Origin of the sequence: Corynebacterium pseudodiphtheriticum (assembly GCF_023509295.1) — a bacterium.
In the GTDB taxonomy this organism is placed as follows: Bacteria; Actinomycetota; Actinomycetes; order Mycobacteriales; family Mycobacteriaceae; genus Corynebacterium; species Corynebacterium pseudodiphtheriticum.
On sequence record NZ_CP091864.1, the window covers coordinates 1,942,816 to 1,964,402 of the forward strand.

The 21,587-nt window shown below is 56.2% G+C and carries 15 protein-coding genes and 4 tRNA genes; 2 read left to right on the forward strand and 17 right to left on the reverse strand.

All coding sequences use genetic code 11. The annotated features are described in order from the left end of the window. Positions 1-23 precede the first annotated feature (23 nt). From L9H78_RS08770 to L9H78_RS08785, 4 genes are all read right to left on the reverse strand, one after another. Positions 24-4,019: a DNA-directed RNA polymerase subunit beta' gene (locus L9H78_RS08770; protein ID WP_249619860.1), complete on the reverse strand. Its 3,996-nt coding sequence runs from the start codon at positions 4,017-4,019 to the stop codon at positions 24-26. A gap of 82 nt (positions 4,020-4,101) precedes the next feature. Continuing rightward, positions 4,102-7,596 (reverse strand): DNA-directed RNA polymerase subunit beta, encoded by a 3,495-nt coding sequence (gene rpoB, locus L9H78_RS08775; protein WP_249619861.1) that lies wholly within the window; start codon positions 7,594-7,596, stop codon positions 4,102-4,104. 267 nt (positions 7,597-7,863) lie between these two features. Beyond that, positions 7,864-8,940, reverse strand: coding sequence for a cell envelope lipid trafficking protein PgfA (pgfA, locus tag L9H78_RS08780; RefSeq protein WP_249619862.1), 1,077 nt, complete (start codon positions 8,938-8,940; stop codon positions 7,864-7,866). 116 nt (positions 8,941-9,056) lie between these two features. Next, positions 9,057-9,596, reverse strand: coding sequence for a flavodoxin (locus tag L9H78_RS08785; RefSeq protein ID WP_249619863.1), 540 nt, complete (start codon positions 9,594-9,596; stop codon positions 9,057-9,059). Between the two features lie 371 nt (positions 9,597-9,967). Between L9H78_RS08785 and L9H78_RS08790 the strand changes: the two genes are divergently transcribed. Then, the gene (locus tag L9H78_RS08790; RefSeq protein ID WP_249619864.1) at positions 9,968-11,287 is read left to right on the forward strand and encodes an ATP-binding protein; all 1,320 of its coding nucleotides are present in this window, start codon (positions 9,968-9,970) and stop codon (positions 11,285-11,287) included. 171 nt (positions 11,288-11,458) lie between these two features. Here the strand turns inward: L9H78_RS08790 and rplL are convergent, their stop codons facing one another. The 13 genes from rplL to L9H78_RS08855 form a co-directional block, all read right to left on the reverse strand. Further along, the gene (gene rplL / locus L9H78_RS08795) at positions 11,459-11,845 is read right to left on the reverse strand and encodes a 50S ribosomal protein L7/L12 (protein ID WP_018121329.1); all 387 of its coding nucleotides are present in this window, start codon (positions 11,843-11,845) and stop codon (positions 11,459-11,461) included. A gap of 150 nt (positions 11,846-11,995) precedes the next feature. After that, complete coding sequence (rplJ, locus tag L9H78_RS08800; RefSeq protein WP_021352088.1) at positions 11,996-12,517, reverse strand: 50S ribosomal protein L10; 522 nt, start codon at positions 12,515-12,517, stop codon at positions 11,996-11,998. 287 nt (positions 12,518-12,804) lie between these two features. After that, the gene (locus tag L9H78_RS08805; protein ID WP_249619865.1) at positions 12,805-14,358 is read right to left on the reverse strand and encodes a phytoene desaturase family protein; all 1,554 of its coding nucleotides are present in this window, start codon (positions 14,356-14,358) and stop codon (positions 12,805-12,807) included. A gap of 44 nt (positions 14,359-14,402) precedes the next feature. Further along, positions 14,403-14,882, reverse strand: coding sequence for a YbaN family protein (locus L9H78_RS08810; RefSeq protein WP_049167383.1), 480 nt, complete (start codon positions 14,880-14,882; stop codon positions 14,403-14,405). Between the two features lie 239 nt (positions 14,883-15,121). Beyond that, positions 15,122-15,832, reverse strand: a complete 711-nt coding sequence (rplA, locus tag L9H78_RS08815) for a 50S ribosomal protein L1 (RefSeq protein WP_249619866.1) — start codon at positions 15,830-15,832, stop codon at positions 15,122-15,124. 156 nt (positions 15,833-15,988) lie between these two features. Beyond that, positions 15,989-16,438: a 50S ribosomal protein L11 gene (rplK, locus tag L9H78_RS08820; protein ID WP_018121334.1), complete on the reverse strand. Its 450-nt coding sequence runs from the start codon at positions 16,436-16,438 to the stop codon at positions 15,989-15,991. A 210-nt stretch (positions 16,439-16,648) separates the two neighbouring features. Then, entirely contained in the window at positions 16,649-17,584 is a 936-nt protein-coding gene (gene nusG, locus L9H78_RS08825) for a transcription termination/antitermination protein NusG (RefSeq protein ID WP_249617702.1), read from the reverse strand. A 121-nt stretch (positions 17,585-17,705) separates the two neighbouring features. Beyond that, the gene (secE, locus tag L9H78_RS08830) at positions 17,706-18,038 is read right to left on the reverse strand and encodes a preprotein translocase subunit SecE (protein ID WP_249617703.1); all 333 of its coding nucleotides are present in this window, start codon (positions 18,036-18,038) and stop codon (positions 17,706-17,708) included. Between the two features lie 55 nt (positions 18,039-18,093). Next, positions 18,094-18,169: transfer RNA gene (locus L9H78_RS08835), tRNA-Trp, on the reverse strand. 118 nt (positions 18,170-18,287) lie between these two features. Then, positions 18,288-18,359 (reverse strand) — tRNA-Met (locus L9H78_RS08840). Between the two features lie 43 nt (positions 18,360-18,402). Then, positions 18,403-18,475, reverse strand: a tRNA-Thr gene (locus L9H78_RS08845). Between the two features lie 294 nt (positions 18,476-18,769). After that, positions 18,770-18,851: transfer RNA gene (locus L9H78_RS08850), tRNA-Tyr, on the reverse strand. A 117-nt stretch (positions 18,852-18,968) separates the two neighbouring features. Beyond that, positions 18,969-19,985, reverse strand: a complete 1,017-nt coding sequence (locus L9H78_RS08855) for a polyprenyl synthetase family protein (protein WP_249619867.1) — start codon at positions 19,983-19,985, stop codon at positions 18,969-18,971. 104 nt (positions 19,986-20,089) lie between these two features. Between L9H78_RS08855 and L9H78_RS08860 the strand changes: the two genes are divergently transcribed. Next, positions 20,090-21,529: a geranylgeranyl reductase family protein gene (locus L9H78_RS08860; RefSeq protein ID WP_249619868.1), complete on the forward strand. Its 1,440-nt coding sequence runs from the start codon at positions 20,090-20,092 to the stop codon at positions 21,527-21,529. The last annotated feature ends 58 nt before the right edge of the window (positions 21,530-21,587 follow it).

Genomic DNA, 21,587 nt, shown 5'->3' on the forward strand with positions numbered 1-21,587 from the left:
AGGTGCAGGACACAAACAGCGCTTTAGAGCTCGAAAGTTTCATCCAATGGGACGGAAGCGCCAGTGAAGTCACTGTAGCCGTCGTCGCCGTAAATGGAGTCACCGTAGGTCGGGATGGAGTATGCCGCGTTGCGAGCAGCCTCCGTCGGCTTGACGGTGATGTTGCGGTAACGGTTAATACCGGTACCGGCTGGGATGAGCTTACCGATGATGACGTTCTCCTTCAGACCGATCAACGAGTCGGAACGCTTGTTGATGGCGGCGTCGGTAAGAACGCGGGTGGTCTCCTGGAACGAGGCAGCCGACAGCCACGACTCGGTAGCCAAGGAAGCCTTGGTGATACCCATGATCTCGGAACGCATCTCGGCAGGCTGGCCGCCCTCTGCGACCTGCGCGGCGTTGACCTGCTTGGCCTCGGAAAGGTCGATCAGGTTGCCCGGCAGCAGCGAAGTGGTACCGGAATCGATAACGGTACCGCGGCGCAGCATCTGGCGGATAATGATCTCGATGTGCTTGTCGTGGATAGCCACACCCTGGGTTCGGTACACGGCCTGCACTTCGTCGATCAGGTGCTTTTCGACGCCACGACGTCCCAGAACCTCCAGAACATCGTGCGGATCGGCAGCACCGCGCAGCAGACGCTCACCAACCTCGACATGGTCGCCATCTCGCAGTGCCCGCTCGATCATGGCATCCGGGTTGGATTCCATTGGGCGACGCACCTGCGCCAGGCCCTGACGCTTCGACAGCTTCTCGTAAACGACATTGTCCGAACCATCATCTGGGTGGATGGTCAGGGTCCAGAAGTTTCCTTCGTCCGACAACGAGATCTCACCGGCGACCGATGCAATTGGGGCACGGTTCTTCGGGTTGCGGGCCTCAAACAGCTCCTGAACACGCGGCAGACCACCGGTAATGTCGCCACCGACACCACCCTGGTGGAAGGTACGCATGGTCAACTGGGTACCAGGCTCACCAATGGACTGAGCTGCCACAATACCGACGGCTTCGCCGATGTCGACCAAGTTGCCGGAAGCCATGGACTTGCCGTAGCACTTCGCACAGACACCTGCTGGGGTCTGGCAGGTAAGAACCGAACGAACCTTAATCTCGGTGATTCCGGCGTCGACCAGCTTTTGGGTGTTCTCCTCAGTCAAGTCGTCGCCGCCAGCAACCAAAACCTCACCATTGGCGTCCTTGACATCGGAGGCAACCACACGACCGGAGGCGGAAGTCTCCCAGAGCTCGTGCACTGCGTATGTGTCGTCGCTGATCTGCTCACCGATTGGCACACGCACGCCCTGGCGGGTTGCACAGTCTTCTTCGCGGACAATGACGTCCTGGGCGACGTCGACCAGACGACGGGTCAGGTAACCGGAGTCTGCGGTACGCAGAGCGGTATCAGCCAGACCCTTACGGGAACCGTGCGAGTTGTTGAAGTACTCGAGAACCGACAGACCTTCGCGGAAGGAGGTCTTGATCGGACGGGTGATGTAGTCACCCTTCGAGTTCACAACCATGCCCTTCATGCCGGCCAGCGTCCAGATCTGACGCATGTTACCCGCGGCACCCGACTTCACGATCATCGGAATTGGGTTGTCGTCTGGGTACAGCTCCTCAACAGAAGTACCGACCTTGTCGGTCGCATCCTTCCAGAGCTCGACCAAGCGCTCATAGCGCTCGCGCTCGGTCAGAGCACCCTGCTCCCAGTACTTGCGCTCGATACGCTCTGCTTCGGCCTCATAAGACTCGAGGATCTCGGTCTTGTTTGGCAGCACCAAAACGTCGTGCATCGTAATGGTCACACCGGATCGGGTTGCCCAGTAGAAACCGGCATCCTTCATCTTGTCCAGCGTTTGTGCGACGGAGATCATCGGGTACTTGACGGCCAAGTCATTAATGACATCGCCCAGCAGGATCTTCTCCGAGCCACCGCCCTTACGCACCATGACGCCTTCAAGGTACGGATAGTCCCATGGCAGCAGTTCATTGAACATGATGCGACCCAGGGTGGTATCAGCAAACCAAGTATCGCCGCGCTGCCAACCTTCTGGGAACTGCGCTTCCTCAATTTCGCGCGGTGGACGCAAGTGAGAAATACGGACCTTGATAGGCGCCTGCAAGCCCAGAACGCCGCGGTCGCGTGCCATGATGGCTTCCGCATACGACGAGTACACGCCCTGTGCCGGACCATTTTCGTCGGCCGGTTGGTAGCGGCCCTCTCCGCCCTGTTCGTCGGCACGCTTGTTCATGGTCAAGAAGTACAGACCTGTGACCATATCCAGACGCGGCATGGCCAATGGCTTACCAGACGCTGGTGACAGAATGTTGTTTGACGACAGCATCAGCACGCGGGCTTCGGCCTGCGCCTCGGCGGACAATGGCAGGTGAACCGCCATCTGGTCGCCGTCGAAGTCCGCGTTGAAGGCCTCACAGGCAAGTGGGTGCAGCTGGATGGCTTTACCTTCGACCAGCTTCGGTTCGAATGCCTGGATACCCAGACGGTGCAGGGTTGGTGCACGGTTCAGCAGCACCGGGTGCTCAGAAATGGCTTCTTCGAGAACGTCCCAGACTTCTGGACGTTGACGCTCAACCATGCGCTTGGCGGACTTGATGTTCTGCGCATAGTCGTTTTCCACCAGGCGCTTCATGACGAATGGCTTGAACAGCTCCAACGCCATCAACTTCGGCAGACCACACTCGTGCAGCTTCAGCTGCGGACCGACGATAATAACCGAACGGCCGGAGTAGTCCACACGCTTACCCAGCAGGTTCTGACGGAAACGACCCGACTTACCCTTCAAGAGGTCGGACAAGGACTTCAGTGGGCGGTTACCCGGGCCAGCGACAGGACGGCCGCGTCGGCCGTTGTCGAACAGTGCATCCACCGACTCCTGCAGCATGCGCTTCTCGTTGTTCACGATGATTTCCGGAGCACCGAGATCCAGCATGCGCTTCAGACGGTTGTTGCGGTTGATTACACGACGGTAGAGGTCATTCAAGTCGGAGGTAGCGAATCGGCCACCATCAAGCTGCACCATTGGCCGAAGCTCTGGCGGGATGACCGGAATGGAATCCAGAACCATTCCAGCAGGATCGTTACCGGAATTCAGGAATGCAGCGACGACCTTCAGGCGCTTCAACGCGCGCATCTTCTTCTGGCCCTTGCCTTCATTGATGATGCCGCGCAGCTCCTCAGCCTCAGCTTCAAGGTCGAAGTTCCGGATCAGAGTCTGGATGGCTTCCGCACCCATGCCACCGGTGAAGTAATCCTCGTAGCGATCGACGAGTTCTTCGTAGATGGTCTCGTCGATGATCATCTGCTTTGGAGCTAGCTTGACGAAGTGGTTCCAGATTTCGTCGAGACGATCAACTTCGCGCTCGCCGCGTTCGCGCATGTGCTGCATTTCTTTCTCTGCAGCGTTTTGCACCTTACGACGTGCATCGGCCTTCGCGCCGGCTTCTTCCAGCTCCGCCAGGTCCTGCTCGAGCTTCTGAGCCCGCTCGGCGATCTCAGAGTTGGTGTCGTCTTCGACGTCCTTCTTTTCCAGAAGCATTTCTGCTTCCAGAGTGGACAAGTCGTTGTGACGGGCTTCCTCATCTACTGAGGTGATGATGTTCGCCGCGAAGTAGATGATGCGCTCCAGGTCCTTCGGAGCCAAATCCAACAAGTAACCCAAGCGGGAAGGAACACCCTTGAAGTACCAGATGTGGGTCACTGGAGCAGCCAACTCGATGTGGCCCATGCGCTCGCGGCGCACCTTGGACTTGGTCACCTCAACGCCACAGCGCTCACAAATGATGCCCTTGTAGCGGACACGCTTGTACTTGCCACAGGCACATTCCCAGTCGCGGGTTGGTCCGAAGATGCGCTCACAGAACAAGCCGTCACGTTCCGGCTTCAGGGTGCGGTAGTTAATGGTTTCCGGCTTCTTGACCTCGCCCTTGGACCAACGGCGGATGTCGTCGGCAGTGGCAAGACCAATGCGGAGTTCGTCGAAGAGGTTTACGTCAAACACGTAAATACCCTTTCCCCTCCGATGAAGGAGGGATTGCAATGACTATTAAGGACTTTTGGTATTTCGGCGTTGGTTTTGCCGTTTAGGAGATGTCTGCAGCGGCGCCCTCATCGCGGGACAAGTTAATGCCCAGCGATGGTCCAGCTTCGTCGTCCTCGTCAGAGCCAGACAGCTCCATCGGAGTTCCGTCAGAGGAAAGAACCTCAACGTTCAGACACAGCGACTGCAGCTCCTTGAGCAAGACCTTGAAGGACTCTGGGATACCCGGATCCGGAATGTTATCGCCCTTCACGATCGCCTCGTAGACCTTCACACGTCCAACCACGTCGTCGGACTTGATCGTCAGAAGCTCCTGCAGGGTGTAGGCGGCACCGTATGCCTGCATTGCCCACACCTCCATCTCACCGAAGCGCTGACCACCGAACTGTGCCTTACCACCCAGCGGCTGCTGGGTAATCATGGAATAAGGACCAGTCGAGCGAGCGTGAATCTTCTCGTCGATCAAGTGGTGCAGCTTCAAGATGTACATGTAACCGACAGAGATCGGGTGCTCGAATGGCTCACCGGAGCGGCCGTCGAACAAACGAGCCTTACCATGGCGATCCACCATGACGTTGCCGTCCCGGTTTGGACGGGAGTTAGCCAACAGACCAGAAACTTCTTCGTTGGAAGCACCGTCGAAAACCGGGGTTGCGGTCAGCGAATGTGCCGGAACGTCGTACAGTTCCTTCGGCAGGGTCTTGATCAGTTCTTCGTTCTGTGGATCGTTGGGATCAACCTTCCAACCGGCATGTGCCAGCCAGCCCAGGTGAATCTCCAAAACCTGACCAATGTTCATACGACGAGGAACACCGTGGGTGTTCAGGATGACGTCAACCGGGGTGCCGTCTTCCATGAATGGCATATCCTCCGGCGGCAGGATCTTGCCGACGACACCCTTGTTACCGTGGCGGCCAGCGAGCTTATCGCCATCCTGGATCTTGCGCTTCTGGGCAACGTAGACGCGAATCATCTCATTGACGCCTGGCGAGAGATCATCGTCATCCTCACGAGAGAAGCGCGCCACGCCAATGACCTTGCCGGTCTCACCGTGTGGAACCTTCATAGAGGTATCACGAACTTCGCGGGCCTTCTCACCAAAGATGGCACGGAGCAAACGCTCCTCAGGGGTCAGCTCAGTTTCACCCTTCGGAGTGACCTTACCGACCAGGATGTCGCCTGGGCGGACGTCTGCACCGATGCGGATGATGCCGCGTTCGTCGAGGTCTCGCAGAACATCTTCCGAAACATTCGGAATTTCGCGAGTAATTTCTTCGGCACCCAGCTTAGTGTCGCGTGCATCAATCTCGTGCTCTTCGATGTGCACGGAGGTCAGCGAATCATCTTCCACGATGGACTGATTCAGGATGATCGCGTCCTCGTAGTTGTGGCCTTCCCATGGCATGAACGCCACCAGCATGTTGCGGCCCAACGACATTTCGCCGTTATGGGTGCCAGGGCCGTCGGCAAGCACTTGGCCTGCCTCGACGCGGTCGCCAATGTTAACCAGTGGAGTCTGGTTGTAGTTGGTGCCCTGGTTGGTGCGCTCGAATTTGCGCAGCATGTAGGTATCGCGAATGCCATCATCATCCATGATGGTGATCAGATCCGCAGAGACGTTTTCCACAACGCCTGCCTTCGGCGTAATGACAACGTCGCCAGCATCATAAGCGGCGCGCAATTCCATACCCGTACCAACATATGGTGCCTCGGAACGGACCAGAGGAACCGCCTGGCGCTGCATGTTCGCACCCATCAAAGCACGGTTAGCGTCGTCGTGCTCCAGGAACGGAATCATCGCGGTAGCGACAGAAACCATCTGTCGTGGGGAAACGTCAACGTAATCTACGCCGTCAGCAGTGGTAACGGCGATATCGCCATCCTTCTGGCGGACCTCGATACGGTCACTGGTAATCGTGCCGTCTTCTGCGGTTGGGACCTCAGCCTGGGCAATGGAATAGCGATCTTCCGCATCGGCAGCCAGGTACTCTACTTCGTCAGTAACGCGACCATCGACAACTTTGCGGTATGGGGTCTCGATAAAGCCGAAGGAATTCACCCGAGCATACGATGCCAACGATCCGATCAGACCAATGTTCGGACCTTCCGGGGTCTCAATCGGACACATGCGTCCGTAGTGCGAAGGGTGCACGTCACGAACTTCGATGCCGGCGCGCTCGCGCGACAGACCACCAGGACCCAGCGCGGAGAGACGACGCTTGTGAGTCAGACCAGACAACGAGTTGTTCTGGTCCATAAACTGGGACAGCTGGGAAGTACCAAAGAATTCGCGAATCGAAGCAGAGACCGGACGGACGTTGATCAACGAAGTCGGGGTGATCGACTCTGCATCCTGGGTGGTCATACGTTCACGTACGACGCGCTCCATACGAGACAAACCGACGCGCACCTGGTTTTGAATCAACTCACCGACAGTACGCAGACGACGGTTACCAAAGTGGTCGATGTCGTCGGTGTCCAACATCAGATGCTGACCGTCCGGCGATTGCATCTCCCGCTCGCCGGTGTGCAAACGCACCAGATATTCCAGCGTGGTGGCAATGTCCTCTTCAGTTAGGGTGCTCAGACCATCATGATCGCCACCCAAGCCCAACTTGCGGTTGATCTTGTAACGACCAACGCGTGCCAAGTCATAACGCTTCGGGTTGAAGAAAGAATTGTCCAGCAGCGACTGTGCCAGATCTCGGGTAGGCTGCTCGCCCGGACGTTGCTTGCGGTAGATCTCCAACAAAGCCTCGTCGGTATTGGCAACGCCGTCAGCTTCCAGCGTGGACATCATAAGTTCGGAGAAGCCGAAACGGTCCCGGATCTTCTCTTCGGTCCAGCCCAAAGCCTTCAACAGCACAGTAACCGGCTGACGACGCTTGCGGTCAATACGCACGCCGACGGTGTCACGCTTATCAACGTCAAATTCCAGCCACGCACCACGAGAAGGGATAACCTTCACCGCATGCAGCGGACGCTCGGTAGATTTGTCGATAGAACGATCAAAGTACACACCCGGGGAACGGACCAGCTGCGAAACAATGACGCGCTCTGTACCGTTCACAATGAAGGTGCCCTTTTCGGTCATCATCGGGAAATCACCGATGAAAACAGTCTGGGACTTGATCTCCTGGGTATCGGAATTAATGAATTCCGCAGTCACATACAGTGGTGCGGAGTAGTTAATGTCTTTTTCTTTCGCCTCGTCGACGGTGTTTTTCACCGGCTCGAAACGGGGCTCAGACAACGAAAGAGACATGTTGCCGGAGTAATCCTCAATCGGCGAAAGCTCATTCAGGATATCCTCGAGCCCTGAAGTAATCTGCGCATCGGCACCGCGACGTTCTTGTTCGCGCTCACGCCACTCGGGCGTACCGATGAGCCAATCATAAGAGTCTCGTTGTAGGTCTAAAAGCCCCGGGACGGCGATCGGTTCGTTAATCTTCGCGAACGAGTACCGTTGCGGGGCTCCGGGAATATTAGCCACTGAACTGGTCTGGCGGGAGACTGCCAAGATGGGTCCTTCCAGCACCTCACGCGGAAGCGGGTTTCAGCCACTCTGGCATGTGACTGCCCTACAACCGCTGGTATTTTTTAGCATCTGTTATTGCTGTGGAATCCCGTGATCAGATAGCATAAAATCACCTTGTCAAGTGAACGTTTTCACGAAAATCAACAAGGCTCAAGCATGCACTAGCCCACAGGTTCCAGCGCAACGTAGCAGTTTATTGCAATTTGCTTATTTTGTAAAGTCCTGATTAGCAACTGTGGCGGATGGAGTTAACGGATCACCTGCTGCTCAGACTAAGTTCTGTCGGGCCCGCCGAAAGCCACCAAACACGCCGATCAACGCCAGCACCGTAATAAGTGCACCAATTCCCAACACAATGTAGCGGATAAGACGCACTGTGTCATCGTCAGGGAATGACTCCGCCTGGGTAATAAGCTTGTCGACGTCGGCGTCGGCAAGCTGCGCCTGATATGCGATGCCGTCTTCGATGCGCTCTCCCGTGTGAGTCGCAAAATAATCGTCGACAGTTTCGTGCACGTCGACGATCATGCCTGTGCGTGGATGCACAAAATAATCACGCGTCGCCGAATGATGCAAATACAGCTGCCGCCTAATTGCGGGTGCCGGAGCTTGTTCTAGCGCATCCGCTTCTTCAGCGTTTTCTTCTGGAGTTTTAATCGGCACTTCTGCAGCGTTTTCTTCAGAAGTTTTATCAGGAACCACCAGCTCTTCCTGTTTAGTGTTGCGCGCATCCGCGTATTTCGAGGCCACGTTCACCGGATCGATAACCTGACGATATCGGTACAGCTCCACCCCGTCTACTGTAACTTCCTCCTGAAACGCCGCCGGGTGGGATTCCCGAAGCGTTTCGTCAAACACGTCATAGCTGGTCTTTTCCGCGTTGACTGGGAATTTTAACCACTGGCCATCGATCTCGATGTGTGCAGCCGGAGTCACCAACGTGTGGCTGAGTTGCGCGGCACTCAGCGCTTGCCCGCTCCGACGGTCCATATCAAAAGCCCAAACGTCGGCGTCGACAAGCTCGGTTGCATCCGGGTTGTCTTGCGCGTGGTTACCCCCTGGCTGCTCGTCGGGCTGGCCTGCTTGGTTTTCCTCGGTGCTTCGTATAAGCGTCGAACCAACGCGAACTGCGACCGATTCTGCATCAGCAGGCTCCAGCAGGTCCCAATGCAACTGGCGCTGGTAACCAGTGGCGTCGTCGACAAGCCGGAAGGTGGTGTGCTGGACATCAAGCGGTAAGCGCGCATCAATGTGCACAAAGCGCGGAGCCAGGCCGGCGCCGACCACCAAGGCAAGGCCAATGCCAATCGCAATGGCAGACAAAACGCGTGAGGCAGGCAGCATGTGTGGCAGTTTACCGTACCTAGGGTCCGAGAGCCGCCTAGGTGATCCCCGCACCATGTCACACCATGTCACACCATGTCACACCATGTGAGATGATCGCGCTACATGGTAGTTACTCAAAGCTCCTCACCATGGAACTCGACTGCCACCCAGGCGTCAACATCTTCCCCTGCATTATCCACATCCTCACCGCGAACCGGCAGCCCCTGGTGCACCGTCGCCTTCGGACATGCCGCAGCCACCTCCGACAATGCCGCACCCGCGCCGCCAGTAAACGTCACAAACGGATAGACGTCCTTACCTGGCAAACCGTTGGTCTCATCGAAGAAGGTGCGCAGAATCATGGGGAGCTCTGCGTGCCACACCGGGCTACCCACGATGATCCGCTCATACTTGCCGACGTCGGGCAGTTCGCCAGCGATGGCCGGACGGGCGTTGTTGCGTAGTTCTTGTGCCGAGCGCCGGTCAACGGAATCGAACTCGTCGGAATAGGGGTCAGCGGCCGTGATCTCGAAAGTGTCGCATTCGATGCGTTCGGCGATCATATCGGCAACGCGCTTGGTGTTACCGATTTCTAGTGTGCGGCGACCACCATCCCAGAGATTTTCACCGCTACGAGAAAAGAAAACGAGAAGGGTGTTCGGGGTGCCAGTCATGGGGAATCCTTTCTTCACAAATGGTGGCATCTGCGCGGGCAGCATGCCGACAGTGCCGACGCTGCCGCCAATTATGGTGGCAGCACTCTGCTCTAGCCTACCCCTTCTGGCTCCGAAAAATCATCCGAAAGTAGGAGGATATGGTGGAGGGCCCATGCGTGGAACACACTCGACGGCAGAACGATTTCCCACCCGCCGGAACCGCACCTGCTTTTTGCGAAAAATTCCTCGCGCCTATTGTGATAAATCATTAATTTTATTGTGGTAAATCACCGTCTTTATTGTGAGAAAACCTCTAGAGGTTTACGGTAAATCCTCGCGCTTGAGCTCAACAAACCCCGTGTAGCGTGTTCACCTGCTACTATTTAGCTATGAAGAACCTCTCGCACGAAGTACGTCGACATAGCACGCTAATCGCTCGAGAGATCGTTGAAGACTCTCCATTATTGGTAGTGCAGGGCGCACGCCAGGTCGGCAAATCAACCCTGTTACGGCAAACATTCAGCAACGATGAAGCCGCTTTTGTCACCTTGGATGTCGACGTAGAGCGCGAATATGCACAGGCTGACCCAATCGGATTTCTACAACAAGCACCAAACAAGACTCTTGTCATTGACGAAGCACAGCGCGCGCCCAATCTAGCCTTGGCCTTGAAACGCGTCATTGACTTAGACCGCCGTCCGGGCAGGTATGCCATTACTGGCTCCACCGATTTGCTCAGCCTCCCCGGGGTATCCGATTCTCTTGCCGGACGAGCGGAATCACTACGTCTCTACGGGCTCAGTCAGGGAGAATTAGCCAATAGGTCAACCCCAGAAGATTGGGTCCACTGGATCCTTTCTGTCACTTCAAGTACCACGATCGACTCCGTCGGCGAGCACTACCAGCACGAAAATATTGCTCGCCCTGAGCAGCAAAGATCGATTGTTATTGCAGGTGGATACCCAGAGCCACTAAAGAGAGAGCCTGGTCGCCGACGGGACCGATGGTTTTCTTCATATCTGGAACGCTTAGCTACCCATGACGCACGTGAATTAGCAGGAAGCAGTGACTACGCAGAATATCTGCAACCATTGTTAAAAATATTGGCAAGCCAAGGACAAGCTGAACTTGTCAAAGCAAAAGTCGCCCGGAACCTAGGAATCTCCGAAACTGCACTTACCGACTATCTACAACTCGCTGAACGGATGTATCTGGTCGACTCTATTCCCGGCTGGGGCGTCGGTTTTACCAACCGCAGCGTGAAACGCCCAAAAATCAGCGTTTCCGATACAGGGCTAGCCGGGTTTTTATCAGGACTAACCGTGCAAAAATCGCTGCAATCCGGCGGCTTTGAATTATACGGTGCACTTCTAGAAGCATTCATCGTCGGAGAACTGCGCAAACAACAAACCTGGTCTACCGAGCGTTATTCCATCGCTCATTTCCGGCAAAGAAACGAAGAAATCGATATCGTTGTTGAGCTTGCCGACGGGCGGGTTATTCTCATCGAAGTAAAAAGCTCGCATGACGTCGATGCTCGCGCGTGGAAACACCTAAAAACCATTGGCTCACAGCTAGGTCAACGCGTAGCGGCCACCGTCGTTATCTACCTCGGGGATAAGGCGCTCCGATTCCACGACGACGAGCACACGATATTCGTCCTTCCGGTGACATCGTTGTGGCAACATCCCGAGCCACGTCAGGGTTAATAGGGGTGTAACGACAGGAAAGGGCTAAACGACAGGGTTAACCCACAAAAAGCGTGTACCAAACCATATAACAAAACCCGCGGGCACCGAAAAGGTGAACCCGCGGGTTAGCGATTGTTACGAGTTATAACCAACTCGCGGCGGTGGCAAGAATGCTTGGGATAGTAAAAACTACTTCAGCTCGACAGAAGCGCCAGCTTCTTCCAGCTTGGTCTTGGCAGCTTCTGCGTCGTCCTTGGAAGCGCCCTCGATGATAGCCTTTGGAGCAGACTCTACGAGTTCCTTGGCTTCCTTCAGGCCCAGGCCGGAAACGATTTCGCGGACAGCCTTGATAACGCCGATCTTCTTAGCGCCAGCATCGGTCAGGACAACGTCGAACTCGTCCTTCTCTTCAGCGGCACCCTCGCCAGCACCAGCGGCTGGGGCAGCAGCGACAGCTGCAGGAGCAGCAGCTTCAACGTCGAATACTTCCTCGAATTCCTTAACGAAGTCGGAAAGTTCGATCAGGGTCATTTCCTTGAACGCTTCAATGAGCTCGTCCTTGGAGAGCTTAGCCATGTCAGGCTTCCTTTCTATAGTTGCGTGTTCTGCGCGTTAGCGCTTAACAGTGCACAATTTGTCGTTGGTTCCGGCACATCGTCGGTATGCGAGCCGCACTGGATGATCCAGCCAGGCCTAGCAACCGCAAGCGCCAGCACCGTGTGGTTTTTAGCCTTCGTTCTGCTTCTTCTCTTCGAGAGCAGCGCCGAGGCGAGCCATCTTGGTAGCAGGTGCGTTGAACACTGCTGCTGCCTTTGCCAAGTTGCCCTTCATAGCGCCGGCCAGCTTCGCAAGGGTTACCTCGCGACTGTCCAGGTCAGCCAGTGCCTTGACTTGGTCGGCATTCAGTGCTTTGCCATCCATGTAGCCGGCCTTAACGACGAGAGCGTCGTTTTCGGAACCGAACTTCTTGAATACCTTTGCAGCGTCAACAGCTTCGCCCTTGATAAAGGCGATAGCGGTTGGCCCCTGGAAGTATTCGTCAAGGTCAGTGATTCCCGCTTCGTTGGCGGCAATCTTCAGAAGGGTGTTCTTGGCGACGGAGTATTCAACATCGAAACCCAGCTGATCACGCAGCTCGGAAATCTGCGGAACAGTCAGACCACGGTATTCAGTCAGAACTACCGAGTCAGACTCAGCCAGCTTGTTTTTGATCTTGGCCAATTCCGCAACATTCTTCGGGTTTGCCATGGTTACTCACGCCTCCTTTCGATACATCCTAGTGGTGTCACCACGGGACTCCCCTGCTTCCAGCAAGACCATGCCACTGTGGCTGGCAAGCTAGCAACAAAAAAGCCCCGTGCAAGAGCACAGGGCGCATACAACCTTCTGGTTGGAATGCACAAGTGTCTCCTGCGTGGGTCGTCGCCACCACGAGTAACTCGTGGGGTGACCTTCGATCCGTTACACGGATAACCGACGGTCTTCGGTGAAACTTGAGCGCGGCAAAAGCCGTTCAAACTTCAGCAAGAACCCTATCACCTTAATTCGGTAGCACCAAATCTACGGAGAATCGTTTGCGCTGCTCGCCACCCGGCCATTCCGTGCACACCTGCGCCTGGCAGGCTAGCCCCGCTCGCCTGCACCACCGGAACCTCCGGATTCATCGTCAACGTGCCGACGTATTGGCGCTGTCGTAGCATCTGCGCCAAATTCATGGCTCCACCTGCGATATCCCCGCCGATCAGATTCGCGTTGGCTTCCTGCAGCTGCCCTGGAGAAGCCTGGTGGCGTTCGATGATTTGTGCGGAAAACCCGGAGGCATATCGCGAAATTTGCGTTTCTATCAGGCCTGCTACTTCACCCGGGAATTTCTCCTGGTAACCATGCGGCACGTGGGCATAGGCCCAGAGGATGTGCGGTAGCCTGGCATCCTCCGGCATTCTCCCTGCATCAAGCTGCGCCGACAGCACCCGCCCAGCCCCCACCGACCGCCGATTACCAGAAAAACGCGTAGGGTCCGCGGCCTGTTGTTGACAGACCATCACGAATGGGCGCTCCGGCAACGTCCCCGCCGCAGCCTGACTTTCCGCTAACTGCATCTCAGGCACGGTTCCACCCACGTGCACCGTGCCCGCGCCTGCCACTCGCGGATCATTCCACCGCACCGGACCATTAACCAAATAGTCCACCTTGTACACCGCAGTACCGTACTTCCATCGTCGTAGACTCCGCGAACGCAGCCTGGACAACTCTAGCCCCTGCAAGGCCAGTAGCTGGCGCGGAGTTTGCGTGGTCACCACTGCGTCATAGGTTGCAAAACCAGAAAGATCCTGGACCTCAGCACCGGTCTTGATTATCCCGCCGTTGTGCTTAATCACCCGTGCCAATGCCCTAGCTAATTGTCCAGTGCCGCCGGAAACCACTGGCCAGCCCGTGGTCATCCCGAGTGAGTTAAATAACAATCCAAACGCTGCGGTACCTGGCTGGCTCGGCGGGCGAATCGCGTGCACAGCAGAACCAACCAGCAAGGCCCGGGCAGATTCGTCGACAAGCAGCCGCGAAGTTAAGCTTCTCGCTGGCCACACACCCCGCAGGCCCAAGCACGCGAGAGCAAGCGGGTAACGTGGGCGGACCGGAAGCACCGAGTTGACAAGCTTGCCGACGTCGTCGACAAGCGGCTTGTGCAAGTGGTTCCACACCCGTTCGTCATGGTCGGAAAACTGTGCGGCGGTGGACTTAAGATCGCGATGCAAAAGAACCGCAGGTGCGTCGACAAGCGGGTGCGCCATCGGGTACTGCGAATGCTTCCACTCCAGCCCATAATTTTCGAGGCCCAACTGGCGAAACACCGGACTCACGGCTCCAAACGGATGAGCCGCGGCACCGAAATCAACCGCGCTCCCCGCCCCGAACGCAGGGTAGGTGCGCGCGGATCCACCGATGTCGTCGGCGGATTCAAAAACTTCTACACGGCAGCCAGCCTGCGCTAAAACTGCTGCAGCAGTAAGGCCGTTAGGGCCGGCACCAATAACGGCGACCCGGGCCCCGCCATTATGGGCGAAGGAAGACCGGGCAAAACCAGAACTCATAGGTTAAATCTAAGCATCTGCGATACGCGGCGACCGTATTGGCGTCATTTCTGGCGACGTTTCTGTCGGTGATGATCCAGTTGGTGCTGTTCCTGCTGGCGGCATTTTTGTTTGCGAGATTCCTGGAAACGAGCAGACTCTTCGTAACGGCGCCAAAAACGAGCTACCTTTTCTGGTTTGGGTTGGCGGCGCCAGATTACGGTCGCGGCAATGATCCCGATGCCTACCATCATGACCGCGAACCACAATTTTCCCACCAAAATCGTTGACAAAATCATAGAGGCCCACGCCGTCGCAATAATGTATATCCGACGTCTGCGGCTTAAGGAACCAGAGTAAAAATCAATGAGATAACTACGCAGCGGTGAGCGGTGCAGAATATAGAATTCCAACCGCTGCGAACTACGCGTGAAAAAGAAAAACGCCAGCAGCACGAACGGAGTCGCCGGTACCAACGGCACTAATGCACCGAAAGCACCGAGCCCCACGCACAACAGCCCACAGGCCAGATAGAGATACCGCATAGCACCTTCAAGATTACCCCGGGTTCACTTGAGTTCATAGGGGCTTAATAGGGGGTAATAGCAGGCTAATTCACGGATACTAGAAAACCCACCTTCACTATCCCAACGAACGGGAGTGAAGGTGGGCGGGGTGCAGTACGAGTACTTCGGGCGCGAGATCCTCGGGCCAAAACACTCGGGCACTCAGTTGCTGAAGTCTTGAGCTACCTAAGCTTCGAGATGATTAAGCCTGGAGGTGTTTATGCCTCGACGGTGTAGTTCTTCTGCACCGATGGGTCAACTGGAACACCAGGACCAGTGGTGGAAGAAACGGTAACCTTCTTCAGGTAAATACCCTTAGCAGCCGATGGCTTCAGACGCAGGACTTCGTCCAACAGTGCGCCGTAGTTCTCAGCCAGAGCTTGCTCGCTGAACGAGGCCTTACCGATCAGGGCGTGCAGGTTGGAAGCCTTGTCGACGCGGAAAGAGATCTTACCGCCCTTAACTTCTTTGATCGCCTTGGTGACGTCGTTAGTGACGGTACCGGTCTTCGGGTTCGGCATCAGGCCACGAGGGCCCAGGACGCGCGCAATACGACCAATCTTAGCCATCTGGTCCGGGGTAGCAATTGCGACGTCGAAATCGATCTTGCCTTCGGTGACCTGGGAGATCAGCTCATCAACACCGACGATGTCGGCGCCAGCCTGCTCAGCTTCGGTGGCCTTCTCGCCAGCCGCGAAAACGGCAACGCGAACATCTTTGCCGGTGCCATTTGGAAGGGACACGGTGCCACGAACCAACTGGTCAGCCTTACGTGGATCAACGCCCAGACGCATAGCGACGTCGATGGTGGCATCGAAGTTCTTCGAAGAAGTATCCTTAGCCAGCTTTACTGCCTCTAGTGGGCGGTACAGGTGGTCGCGGGAGATCTTGGTCGCGGCTTCTTTAAAAGCTTTGGACTTAGTGCTCATTTCTCAATTCCTTTAGGTTTGGGGATTGTCGTGGTCAGCGAGCCGTAGCTGGCTCTGCCACGGTGGATGTGGCCGCATCCGACTTTATCCGAGTGCGGCCATGGCGAACATCAAGGCTGCGGTACGACAGACCTTAACGCTTGCGAGGGGCCCGACTTACGCGTCTGGGTGTCCATCAACGTTCAGGCCCATGGAGCGAGCGGTACCAGCGATGATGCGGGCAGCGTTTTCCTCGTCACGAGCGTTCAGGTCTTCGAACTTGGTCTTGCCGATTTCCTTGCACTGTTCCCAGGTCACGGTTCCGACCTTCTGGGTGTGCGGAACGCCGGAGCCCTTCTGCACGCCAGCGGCCTTCAGCAGCAACTTGGCAGCAGGTGGGGTCTTCAGCTTGAAGTCGAAGGAGCGGTCCTCGTAGACGGTGATTTCTACAGGGATAACTTCGCCGCGCTTGTCTTCAGTAGCAGCGTTATAAGCCTTGCAGAATTCCATGATGTTGACCTGGTGGGCACCCAGGGCAGGGCCGACTGGAGGAGCAGGGTTTGCCTGACCAGCCTGGATCTGCAGCTTAATAAAGCCTGCTTGCTTCTTTTTCTTCTTTGGAGCCATCGCTTTACCTCAATTCCGTGGTACCAGCACCCCGCCACGATGAATAACGGGGAACTGTCCGGATTCCGGCCTTCGCCGGCAACCGGGGATGTGCAATTCTTTTCCGGTGTGCTGCTGCAAACGCGATTGCGCACGCATCAGTACGCACACACGAAGAACTAGCGTACTGTAACCCGGGCGCCAAGCCCAAACCCAGGCGCCAGGCCCAAACTACATAATGCGCTCGACCTGATCTGCGGTGAGTTCCACTGGGGTTTCGCGACCAAAGATCGACACCAGCGCCTGCATCTTGCCGGTTTCTGGGTCGATCTCGGAGATGGTAGCCGAAACCGAAGCCAGCGCACCAGACAGGATCGTGACGGCTTCGCCAACCTGGTAATCGTGATCGATGCCAGATGCGGCTGGCTTCTGCGGGCTTGCCACCTGCTCTTCTTCGGCCTGTGCCGGCGTCTCATCGCGCGCCTCGGTAGTCTTCGGCAGCAAGAACTTGGCCACCTCACGGGTCTTGACAACAGTCGCATTGCCCTCGTTGCCCACAAAAGAAGTTACACCCGGGGTATCACGAACCACAGACCAAGCGCGGTCGTTAATCTCCATGCGTACCAAAACATAGCCTGGCAGGAGTTTCTTCTTGACGATCTTTTTCTTGCCGTCTTTTTTCTCCACGACATTTTCAATCGGCACTACGACGTCGAAGATGGAATCCTCAACCTCAAGAGTTTGGATGCGCATATCCAGGTTGGTTTTCACCTTGTTTTCGTAACCCGAATAGCACTGAATGATGTACCACTGCCCCGGCTGCTTCTTCAGCTCTTTCGTGAACTCCCGCAAACGCATACGGTAGGCAGCATCCGCATCTGCATCCGTCTCCGTTGCAGAAGCACCAGACTCAGCGGAATCATTAGGGGCCTCTGCGCTGGCATCGTCTGCGCCTTCTACAGACTTTGCGGCAGCTTCAGTAGCCTTGACGGCCTCTTCGTGGTCTTTAGCGAAATCATCGGAATCCGCATCGTAGTCGTCGCCAAGCGATTCGCGGTCTTCCTCAGCAGCGAGCTCTGCCGCTTCACTAGCCCTGGCTACCTCCGGGGTGACGTCTTCAAAAACGTCGCTGTCGTTAAGGTTTTCGTTCTGCGTATCTTCGCTCACGGTCGTCCTACTCCCTTATGCATAGGGTCATTGGGTAATTCTGGTGCGGTTGTGTCATAAATTATCCCGCTTATCCAACGAGGGACAAGCGGGATAACAACCTGATATTTAGCAACTATACCTAAGGGTTAAGAACTGCATCAACTCCCAAGCTGGCAACAGTATCAATACCCCAAACCAGCGCAGTGAGGACAAAGAGGAAGGCGAACACGACGATGGTGTACTGCACCATCTGCTTTGCGGTAGGCCAGACAACCTTGCCCATTTCAGAGACGACCTCTGGAACAAAGCTAGTTGGACCGCCACCGGGCTTATCATCACGAACAGATGAGTCATCGACATTGACGACGCGCTTCGCTTCGTAGGAAGCGCTGGATGTCGTGGAAGCACCCGAGAGTTGACGTTTACCGACTGGGCGAGCCGCTCCCCCGGTAGCGTTGTTTTCTTCGCTCACGTCAATAACTCCTCAATGGCCTCGGAGACCTTGGTGAATGACCTCATAAAAATAATGGCAGGGGCGACAGGACTCGAACCTGCAACCTACGGTTTTGGAGACCGTTGCGCTACCAATTGCGCCACGCCCCTAGAGGGTGCTGGGTAAAAGAACAGGGATCCAAAGATGATACCTGAACTTACAGCAGCCTTCACCTTAGCAGACCGGGAACCGATCAGCACAAGGCTTGAGGTAATGGGAAAAACCCAGTAGCGATGGCGGGAATTGAACCCGCGACACAACGATTATGAGTCGTATGCTCTACCACTGAGCTACACCGCCTGGTGTTGCAGCGTCTAAGGTGTTCGACCCTAAACAGCAACAGAGCCCCCTGACGGAATCGAACCGTCGACCTTTTCCTTACCATGGAAACGCTCTGCCGACTGAGCTAAGGGGGCGCAGCCTCGAAACCAACTTTGCAGTCTTTCAATCTACTTTGTTGCGCTCCGTTGAAGCCTCACACAGCCTAACTCAGTTTATTATAAATACACAAATCGGCAGGTCAACCATTGTTTTTCCACCGTTTAAGGGCACTTTAGAGGTTATACGTCAAAAAGGGGATGCGGACGAAATCTTGGAGGGTTTTCCGCAGGTCTAATATTCGCTACCCGAATACACAACGACCATCCGAACTCACGGCCACGCCTGCAACAGAAAACCCCACGCGGTAATTCGCGTGGGGTTTGACACTGTGCCAGGTAGAAGATTCGAACTTCTGAAGGCAATGCCGGCGGATTTACAGTCCGCTCCCTTTGGCCGCTCGGGCAACCTGGCGTGCACCATTTGGTGCGGTTATTTACCCTACTATAGACACCCAATAAACTTACAAATCAGCACTACAGGCAGGGTTTCAACAGCCAGAAACAGCCACGATTACCAGCAAGCACCCAGCTAACCCACCCGGCGCATGGTGTATTCCGCAAGCAAGCGCAGGGCGCGCGTCGCGGCATTATTCGGCAGCTTGTCCAATTCACGGTCCACAACATCCAAATGGGCTTGGACGTCGGCAAGTGCTTTCGCACGCCCTTCCGTCTCCCGAATCAGTGCAATAGCACGCTGCACATCATCCTCGGCCTCCAATGGGCCGGTCAACAAAGAACGCAACTCATTAGCAGCAGCGCTATCTTCCGCCAATGCATACAACACCGGCAGCGTAAATACGCCTTCACGCAAGTCAGTACCCGGAATCTTGCCAGAATCTTTTGGATCAGAAAACAGGTCAATAATATCGTCGACGATCTGGAAGATCATGCCGATCGCACCGCCAATGGTTTGCAAAGAGCGCTGCGTCGGCTCATCCGCACCCGCATGATACGCACCCAAGTACCCAGCCGAGGCGATCAGCACGGCGGTCTTTTCCTCAATCACCTTCTGGTAATGCTCCACCGGGTCGGACTCACCCGCGCCAAGTGTCTCACGCATCTGCCCAGTAACCAGCTCCTGGAAAGTTTCCCCGAAGTGGCGCACAGTCAGACTATCCATCGTGGACATGATCCGAGACGCGTGCGCGAGCAACACATCACCAGACAAGATCGCCACCGAATTACTCCAGCGTGAATTCGCAGATTCGACCCCACGTCGCTGATCGGCTTCATCCATCACATCGTCGTGGTAAAGCGTGGCTAAATGCACAATCTCCACCACACTCGCTGCTTTATACACGTTGTCCGACTCTGCATGCGGGCCATATTCCGCCGCAAGCAACGCCATCATCGGGCGGAAGCGCTTGCCACCAGCGGTAGTCAGGTGCAAAACCTTATCCGTGATGAACTCTGCGCCCTGCGAAAGCTCCGAACGCAACAGGTCTTCGACCGTTTCCATCCCGGCAGCAATGCGCGAATTGAGCTGTTCATCCCCCAAATCCACAGCGGGGGTGTAACCAGAAACCTGGTTTTGGCCAGTGGTCATATCCGAGGTTTATCCTTGCGCTTATTCGTTCCCATAATTCCCGTCCTAACAGTAGCCGACGAAACAGGGCAAAACACTTCCGGGGGCTTATTCATGCAACAATAATGCCCATGAGCCTTGCCGACGACTCCCCCGATCGCCCCGATTCCGGGTCCCATACTGCATCTTCCAGGTCGAAACCTCCGAAAAGCGAAATTCTTGCCGACGCCTCCAGCACCAGCAATGACGCGGTTTCCTGCGAAGTCGCGGTAATCGGCGGTGGTCCGGCCGGAGCCGCGGCTGCAATTTATGCCGCACGCGCCGGATGGGACGTCGTATTGGTAGACCAAGCAACCTTTCCCCGCGATAAAACCTGCGGCGATGGTCTCACCCCACGCGCGATGGCGAAACTCCGGGAGCTAGGGCTTCTGGATGGAGTGAACCCGGGATACCGCAACCGGGGGTTGAAACTGCACGGCTTTGGCGGAGCAGTGACCGCCGCATGGCCAGACGGGCATTTCGGGGATGCAGGCACCGCCTGGCCACGGCGCGAATTGGACAATTATCTGGTGCAGGAAGCCGCGGCAGCAGGCGCACGGGTATGGACCGGGTATTCGGGTGCTGATGTCGTCGTCAAGAACAATTCGATCACAAACATCACGGTGCGACGGGTCGGCGGCCAGCAGGCGGCGGAGCAGTCAGCACCCTCCGGCAGCCAACAACCAACAAACGACCAGCAGCCGTCGGCAAGCGAGATTACGCTGCGGCCGCGGTGGACGATCGTGGCCGACGGGGTGCGCTCAACGTTTGGCAAGAAACTCGGGCGTACCTGGCACCGCAGCGAAGTCTATGGGATCGCCGCGCGGTCGTATTGCAGCTCGCCATACTCGGATGAACCATGGATGCACTCGCACGTGGAACTGACCGATGAGCAAGGCACCGTTCAGCCTGGTTACGGGTGGATTTTCCCGCTTGGCGACGGCACGGTGAACCTGGGATGCGGCGCATTGTCGACGGATAAACGTCCGGCAGCGATCAATACCAAGAAACTGTTGGAATTTTATGCCAGCCAACAGCGCGAAGCCTGGGGCTTGGGCGATCCGCGCGATGTGGCCTCGGCGTTGTTGCCCATGGGTGGGGCTGTATCGAACGTAGCCGGGGCGAACTGGATGCTGATCGGCGACGCGGCGGCATGCGTGAATCCGTTAAACGGTGAGGGTATCGACTACGGACTGGAAACCGCCGAGCTAGCCGTAGGGCTATTGGACAGGGGTGTCGACCTCACCTTGGTGTGGCCCGAAGTGTTGCGGGCGCATTTCGGCGAGGCGTTCATGTGGGCACGCACCGCGGCCCGGCTTTTGACCTATCCGCAGTTTTTGCCTGTGTTCGGCCCGTTAGGGTTGCGGGGCCCGGCGGCGCGCTATTTAATGCCAGCGGCTGCTCGGTTAATGGGCAACTTAGTTACCGACGAAGACCGGGACCTGATTTCCCGGTTGTGGAAGAAAGCCGGAAAATATGCGGCGACGGTACGGGCCGACACGCCGCTGTGGGATGCAACGGTTTAGGGAATGTGGGGGGACCTGCGATGCCAAAGCCAATGGCGAGACATAACTAAACAAGGCC

Excerpts from the sequence above, each read along its gene's own strand:
- pgfA (WP_249619862.1), bottom strand. The coding sequence starts at position 8,940 with ATGCTGCCTGCCTCACGCGTTTTGTCTGCCATTGCGATTGGCATTGGC.
- L9H78_RS08785 (WP_249619863.1), bottom strand. The coding sequence starts at position 9,596 with ATGACTGGCACCCCGAACACCCTTCTCGTTTTCTTTTCTCGTAGCGGT.
- L9H78_RS08790 (WP_249619864.1), top strand. The coding sequence starts at position 9,968 with ATGAAGAACCTCTCGCACGAAGTACGTCGACATAGCACGCTAATCGCT.
- rplL (WP_018121329.1), bottom strand. The coding sequence starts at position 11,845 with ATGGCTAAGCTCTCCAAGGACGAGCTCATTGAAGCGTTCAAGGAAATG.
- rplJ (WP_021352088.1), bottom strand. The coding sequence starts at position 12,517 with ATGGCAAACCCGAAGAATGTTGCGGAATTGGCCAAGATCAAAAACAAG.
- L9H78_RS08805 (WP_249619865.1), bottom strand. The coding sequence starts at position 14,358 with ATGAGTTCTGGTTTTGCCCGGTCTTCCTTCGCCCATAATGGCGGGGCC.
- L9H78_RS08810 (WP_049167383.1), bottom strand. The coding sequence starts at position 14,882 with ATGCGGTATCTCTATCTGGCCTGTGGGCTGTTGTGCGTGGGGCTCGGT.
- rplA (WP_249619866.1), bottom strand. The coding sequence starts at position 15,832 with ATGAGCACTAAGTCCAAAGCTTTTAAAGAAGCCGCGACCAAGATCTCC.
- rplK (WP_018121334.1), bottom strand. The coding sequence starts at position 16,438 with ATGGCTCCAAAGAAGAAAAAGAAGCAAGCAGGCTTTATTAAGCTGCAG.
- L9H78_RS08855 (WP_249619867.1), bottom strand. The coding sequence starts at position 19,985 with ATGACCACTGGCCAAAACCAGGTTTCTGGTTACACCCCCGCTGTGGAT.
- L9H78_RS08860 (WP_249619868.1), top strand. The coding sequence starts at position 20,090 with ATGCCCATGAGCCTTGCCGACGACTCCCCCGATCGCCCCGATTCCGGG.